The 5,671-nt window shown below is 68.2% G+C and carries 6 protein-coding genes; 5 read left to right on the top strand and 1 reads right to left on the bottom strand.

The features are described from left to right. Positions 1 to 685 (top strand): succinate dehydrogenase iron-sulfur subunit (locus Q0Q23_RS19625; RefSeq protein WP_295128348.1); only part of this gene is annotated, 685 nt, incomplete at its 5' end. 78 nt (positions 686 to 763) lie between these two features. On the opposite strand, the gene Q0Q23_RS19620 is transcribed toward Q0Q23_RS19625, so the two are convergent. Continuing rightward, on the bottom strand, positions 764 to 1,789 hold the full coding sequence (locus Q0Q23_RS19620) for a hypothetical protein (RefSeq protein WP_295128345.1): 1,026 nt from the start codon (positions 1,787 to 1,789) through the stop codon (positions 764 to 766). Between the two features lie 173 nt (positions 1,790 to 1,962). On the opposite strand from Q0Q23_RS19620, the gene Q0Q23_RS19615 reads away from it, so the two are divergent. From Q0Q23_RS19615 to Q0Q23_RS19600, 4 genes are all read left to right on the top strand, one after another. Next, the gene (locus Q0Q23_RS19615; protein WP_295128342.1) at positions 1,963 to 3,207 is read left to right on the top strand and encodes a YihY/virulence factor BrkB family protein; all 1,245 of its coding nucleotides are present in this window, start codon (positions 1,963 to 1,965) and stop codon (positions 3,205 to 3,207) included. A 9-nt stretch (positions 3,208 to 3,216) separates the two neighbouring features. Next, positions 3,217 to 4,053 (top strand): exodeoxyribonuclease III, encoded by an 837-nt coding sequence (locus Q0Q23_RS19610; RefSeq protein ID WP_295128340.1) that lies wholly within the window; start codon positions 3,217 to 3,219, stop codon positions 4,051 to 4,053. Positions 4,054 to 4,129: 76 nt separating this feature from the next. After that, a complete protein-coding gene (gene trpS, locus Q0Q23_RS19605; RefSeq protein WP_295128338.1) occupies positions 4,130 to 5,140 on the top strand; it encodes a tryptophan--tRNA ligase in 1,011 nt (336 codons plus the stop codon). Further along, positions 5,140 to 5,671, top strand: a 532-nt coding sequence (locus Q0Q23_RS19600) for a GNAT family N-acetyltransferase (protein ID WP_295128336.1), incomplete at its 3' end; no start/stop codon positions are given. The genes trpS and Q0Q23_RS19600, both read left to right, overlap by 1 nt.

The following is a 5,671-nucleotide window of genomic DNA, read 5'->3' as shown; positions in this document are numbered from 1 at the left end:
TCGGTTCGACCCGGACGTCGACACGGAGCCGCGCTGGCAGGACTTCGACGTCGAGCTCTTCCCGACCGACCGCATCCTCGACGCACTGCACAAGATCAAGTGGGAGCAGGACGGGTCGCTGACCTTCCGCCGCTCGTGCGCCCACGGCATCTGCGGCTCCGACGCCATGCGGATCAACGGCCGCAACCGCCTCGCCTGCAAGACGCTGATCAAAGACCTGGACATTTCCAAGCCGATCTACGTCGAGGCGATCAAGGGCCTCCCGCTCGAGAAGGACCTCATCGTCGACATGGAGCCGTTCTTCGCGAGCTACCGCGAGGTTCAGCCGTTCCTGGTGGCGAACTCGAAGCCCGAGAAGGGCAAAGAGCGCGTGCAGTCGGTCGCCGACCGCGCCCGCTTCGACGACACCACCAAGTGCATCCTCTGTGCCGCATGCACCTCCTCGTGCCCGGTGTTCTGGACCGACGGGCAGTACTTCGGCCCGGCGGCGATCGTCAACGCCCACCGCTTCATCTTCGACTCGCGCGACGACAACTCGCAGGTGCGCCTCGACATCCTCAACGACAAGGAGGGCGTGTGGCGCTGCCGCACGACCTTCAACTGCACCGACGCCTGCCCGCGCGGCATCCAGGTGACGCAGGCCATCGCCGAGGTCAAGCAGGCCATCATGCGCGGCAAGCGCTGAATGCGCGGCAAGCGCTGAATAAGAGCCCCACGACGAAGGCGCCCTCGATTCTCGAGGGCGCCTTCGTCGTCGACGCGATCAGGCGTAGCGGTACTGGATCTCGAAGCCCAGCTTGGCCTGCCGGTCTCCCCCGTCGTACACGGTGTGGATGATCCGGATCAAACCGAACGCACCCTTCGGGAGGGTGCTGGGCAAGAACGCGAAGATCTTGTTGTTCTGAGTGATCTTGGCACCGTTCTGGTCGGTGCTCGGCATGAACGCCGCCCGGTCGGCATCGCTGCTCACCAGCCAGCCCGGCCCGCTTCTGCTGACGTTCCCGATGTTGGTTCCGACGCCGCTGACGGCGTCCAAGGCGCCCCCGTTGTTCGCCTGGAGTGCGAGGACCTGGGATTCGGTCGTGATATTGACCGTCCCCAGCTTGAGAGGTCGCCCTCCCGTTCTCGTGATCGCACCGAACGGGGCGTTGCCGAAGTTGTTCTCGACCGAGCCGTTCTGGTTGTCCAGATAGAACCGCAGGTCGAGCCACGGCCGAAGCACCGTGGCCGTGCTGACCTGCGTGGCGGCCACCGCGAGCATGCCGGCGGCGGGCTCGAACCAGCGGATGTCGTCGCTCGAGGCGGTCTCCACCCACGTGTCGGCCAGAGGAAGGAGGCCGTAGCCTTTCGCGATGAACCCCGGCGCGAGCTGTGCCACCGGGACGGTCCCCGTGAAATAGCTCGGGTGGTTCGGGCTCGACACGGTCAGTGTTCCGGAGGCAGCGGACTGCGGCCCGGACAACGTCACCGTGAACGTCGTACCGGTGACGGTGGGGCCCGAGAGGATCGAGAATCCCGCGCTGACGGTCGCGGTGAGACGAAGATCGCCCGGCACCGCGGTTCCGGCCGACGGCACCAGCGCTCCGGTGACCGTGACGGTCTTGCCGAACGTGATGTCGTACTCCGCCTCGTCGAAGAGGATCGCGCCGCCGACCTTCTCACCGGACGCGGCGAAGGCGGGCGAAGCGGTCGAAAGGATGATGGCCGGTGCCGCCCAGGCGGCTGTGCGTGCCACGGTACGGCGGGACACGAGTGGGGTCGGGTCGGCCGGATTGTCGGGGGAAACCATGGGCGCTCCTGTCGATGTATGTGTCAAATGTAGAATTTCTTTTTGACATGTTACACGCTTCTCTCCACGCACGCTGAGTGCCCGCGGCGGCCGGCCTGAGTATCGACGATCACAGATCCGAGTATCGAAGGGCCGCACGCCACACGCGGGACATCGCTCGCTATCCTTGCGGCGTGGCCAAGAAGTCCCGCCGGTCGGAGACCGCCGCCCCCGCAGAGCCGGATCCGACGCTGCAGCGCGCGCAAGGGACCGTCGAGCCGCAGGAGACGCTCAAGGAACGCATCCTCGACGCGACCGAGCCGCTGAAGGAGCGACTGGAGAAACCGGTCGCACGGGTCTCGCGGTGGGCGAAGTGGGTGCAGGCGTTGCGTCCGTACCGCGTCTACATCAACTACTCGCACTCCGACGGCAACCTCCGGGCGGCCGGAATGGGCTTCCAGTCGCTGTTCGCCATCTTCGCCGCCGTCTGGCTCGGGTTCTCGGCGGCCGGCGCCTGGCTGACCAGCAACCCCGATCTCTTCCAGTCGCTGGTGACGATCATCAATCGCGCCGTGCCCGGGCTCATCTCCACCGACACCACGGAGGGCGTGATCAGCGCCCAGCAGCTCCAAGAAGCGACGGGCTTCGGCTGGTCGGGCGTCATCGCGGCGATCGGCCTCCTCTGGACGGCGATCGGCTGGCTCTACTACACGCGCCAGGCCGTGCGCGCGGTCTTCGGCCTCAGCCGGGACACGACGAACTACGTGCTGCAGAAGATCCGCGACCTGTTCCTGGCGCTCGCCTTCGGCCTGGTGCTCATCGTCTCCGCGCTCGTCTCCATCGTGAGCACGCAGGCCGTCACCCTGTTCCTCCAGCTGGTCGGCCTCACCTCCGACAGCTTCTGGTCCGACACGCTCACGCGGTTCTCCGGACTGCTGATCTCCGTGATCCTCAACATCTTCACCCTCGGCGCGATGTTCCGGGTGATGGCCCGCGTCGCGATCCCGTGGCGCAACCTGTTCTTCGGCGTGCTGCTCGGCGCCCTGGTCCTTGCCGGCCTGAGCGCGCTGGGCGGCGTGCTGATCACGGGCGCGACCAAGAACCCGCTCCTCGCCACCTTCGCCGTGTTCATCGGGCTCCTGCTCTGGTTCAACCTGGTGTCCCGGGTCATCCTGCTGTCGGCGTCCTGGATCGCGGTCGGAATGTTCGACTCCGGACTCTCGCCGCGCATGGTCACGCCCGAACAGGCCGCCGCCGAGCGGGCCGCGGCGGAGTACCAAGCGCGGGTCCTCGTGGCCAAGGCCGAGCTCCAGGACGCGAAGGACGACCTCGCGGGCGCACGCTTCTTCGCCCGGCTCGGCGCACAGCGCAGGGTCGAGAAGGCCGAGCACCGGCTCAACGACCTGCTCGACGAGAGCAGCGTCGGCGCGCGCCGGTAGGCTGGGAGCATGCCCTCGAAACCCCTGCGCATCGCGACGGTCAACGTCAACGGCATCCGTGCCGCCTTCCGCAAGGGCATGGGCTCGTGGCTCGACTCGCGCGACGTCGACATCCTCGCGCTGCAGGAGGTGCGCGCGTCCAGCGAAGACCTCCAGGGCCTCCTGGGCGACGGTTGGGACATCGTGCACGACCCCGCCACGGCCAAGGGGCGCGCCGGCGTGGCCATCGCCAGCCGGCACCGCGCGCACATCCACCGGGTCGAACTCGGGGCGACCGACTTCGACAGCGCCGGACGCTGGCTGGAGGCCGATTACGAGATCGGCTCGAAGATCATCACGGTGGTCAGCGCCTACGTCCACTCGGGCGAGGCCGGAACCGAGAAGCAGGATGCGAAGTACACCTTCCTCGACGCGATGGAGGCGCGGCTTCCGGAGTTGCAGAAGCACAACCCCCTCGCAGTCGTGATGGGCGACCTCAATGTCGGCCACAGGAAGCTCGACATCCGCAACTGGAAGGGCAACGTCAAGAAGGCCGGCTTCCTCCCCGAGGAACGCGCGTATTTCGACCGCATCCTCGGCGCGGAGGACGATCCTCACTACAACGACGGCGCCGGCCTCGGCTGGGTGGACGTCGGGCGCAAGGCGGCCGGCGAGGTCGACGGCCCGTACACCTGGTGGTCTTGGCGGGGGCAGGCGTTCGACAACGACACCGGCTGGCGCATCGACTACCAGCTGGCCTCGCCGGCGCTGGCGGCGACGGTCAAGCACTACGCGGTCGACCGCGCATCGGCCTACGACGAGCGATGGTCCGACCACACCCCCGTGGTCGTCGACTACGCCATCTGAGCGCAGCGGGCCGCAGAAGCACCGGCACACACCCACACCACCCGATCCACCGGGCATCGACTTCGAAGGCATTGACATGAGCACACTCCCCCGCCTCTATTCGGGCATGCAGCCGTCGGCGGACTCCCTCCACCTGGGCAACTACATCGGCGCGCTGCTGCAGTGGAAAGATCTGCAGAGCAGCCACGACGCGTTCTTCTCCGTCGTCGACCTCCACGCGATCACGGTCGCGCAAGACCCCGCCGAACTGCGCGAGAAGACCCGCCGCACCGCGGCTCAGTACATCGCGGCGGGCATCGACCCGTCGGCCTCCACCCTCTACGTGCAGTCGCACGTGCCCGCGCACGCCCAGCTCGCCTGGGTGCTGAACACGATCACCGGGTTCGGCGAGGCGGCACGCATGACCCAGTTCAAAGACAAGTCGGCCAAGCAGGGCGCCGACGCGACCTCGGTCGGACTCTTCGCGTATCCGGTCCTGATGGCCGCCGACATCCTGCTCTTCGACGCGGAGGTGGTGCCGGTCGGCGACGACCAGCGCCAGCACGTCGAACTCACCCGCGACCTGGCCGAACGGTTCAACAGCCGCTTCGGCGAGACGTTCGTCGTGCCGCAGGCGATGATCCTGAAGGACGGCGCGCGCGTCTACGACCTCCAGAACCCCGAGTCGAAGATGTCGAAGTCGTCGGAGTCGGGTGCCGGCATCGTCTGGATGCTCGACGAGCCCGACGTGACCCGCAAGAAGATCATGCGCGCGGTCACCGACACCGACGGCGTGGTCTCGTTCGATCGTGCGGGCAAGCCCGGCATCTCCAATCTGCTCAGCATCTACTCGGCACTCACGGGCCGACCCGTCGCCGACATCGAGCTCGAGTACGACGGCACGGGCTACGGCGACTTCAAGAAGGGTCTCGTGGAGGTCGTGGTCGAGACGTTCGGCCCCGTGCGGGAGCGCGCTCTCGACCTGCTCGCCGATCCGGCCGAACTCGACCGCATCCTCGCCGGCAACGCCGAGCGCGCGAGCGAGGTGGCGGAGCGCACGCTCGCCAAGGCGTACAACGCGGTCGGGCTGCTGCGGCGGGCGCGCTGATGGCGCGGGTGCCGGTGCGGCTGGCGGGCGGCCCGCTGGTTCTGTCGGCGCCCGGCATCGACGACATCGACCGGATCGCGGAGCTCTGCCGCGATCCCGCGATCGCCGCCTGGACCACGGTTCCCAGCCCGTACGAGCGCGAGGACGCCGAGCGCTTCGTCACGCGCACCGTGCCGGACGCCTGGGCCGGCGGGCGCGAGTGCACGTGGGGCGTCCGCGACGCATCGACGGGCGTGCTCCACGGTATGGCGGGACTCCACCGCATCGAAGACGGCGAAGCGGAGATCGGATACTGGCTCGCCGAGTCGGCACGGGGGCGCGGCTGGATGACGCTCGCGGTGGGGATGATGCTGGACTTCGCGTTCGCGACGGCACCCGACGGGTTGGCGCTTCAGCGGGTGGTCTGGCACGCCTTCGGCGGCAACGCTGCGAGCGCGGCGGTCGCCCGGCGGGCGGGCTTCCGGTGGGAGGGGGTCGCCCGTCAGGGGGTCGTGCACCGCGGCGTGCGTCGGGACGAGTGGCAGGCCGGCC

The sequence above is a fragment of the uncultured Leifsonia sp. genome (assembly GCF_945957465.1).
In the GTDB taxonomy this organism is placed as follows: Bacteria; Actinomycetota; Actinomycetes; order Actinomycetales; family Microbacteriaceae; genus Leifsonia.
Note: the sequence above shows the minus strand (reverse complement) of the source record. Positions and strands in the feature narration are given on the sequence as shown.

Coding starts and splice junctions, on each gene's coding strand:
- Q0Q23_RS19620 (WP_295128345.1), bottom strand. CDS start 1,789: ATGGTTTCCCCCGACAATCCGGCCGACCCGACCCCACTCGTGTCCCGC.
- Q0Q23_RS19610 (WP_295128340.1), top strand. CDS start 3,217: ATGCCCTCGAAACCCCTGCGCATCGCGACGGTCAACGTCAACGGCATC.
- trpS (WP_295128338.1), top strand. CDS start 4,130: ATGAGCACACTCCCCCGCCTCTATTCGGGCATGCAGCCGTCGGCGGAC.